The 385-nt window shown below is 67.5% G+C and carries 1 pseudogene; it reads left to right on the top strand.

What is annotated here, in order from left to right:
- A pseudogene (locus GJV78_RS23245) lies at window positions 1-385 on the top strand (ImcF-related family protein); the annotation flags it as partial.

Below are 385 nucleotides of genomic sequence, written 5' to 3'. Positions count from 1 at the left end.
TGCGCCGCCGCCCGGCAGACGGCATCGTATGGGTGACCTCCGGGCTGGATGGCAGCCAGGCCGCAAAAACGGCGGATGCCATGGACAGCGTCTCCCATGCCCTGACGCTTCGCTATAACGCCCTGGGCTGGAAACTGCCTTTATACGTCTGGTCACTGCATCCGCACGCCGGAGAGCAGGCCGGACGCATTATCCAGTCGGTGGGCTGTCTGCTGCCGGCGGGCTGCACCCCGCCCGTGCTGGCTGAACGCCTGGCCGGGATGATCCCGCCGCTGCTCGCCCGGGGAATAGAGCAGGTCTGCGCTGCCCCGCAGCACCATTTCCTGCTCACCCTGGCCGACCAGCTTACCCGCAGGCCGGAAAGCGTCACCGGCCCCTTATCCCT

It is taken from the genome of Intestinirhabdus alba, assembly GCF_009711095.1.
Lineage (GTDB): Bacteria > Pseudomonadota > Gammaproteobacteria > Enterobacterales > Enterobacteriaceae > Intestinirhabdus > Intestinirhabdus alba.
The sequence above is the reverse complement of the archived record's forward strand: the minus strand, read 5'-3'. Positions and strand labels throughout refer to the sequence as shown.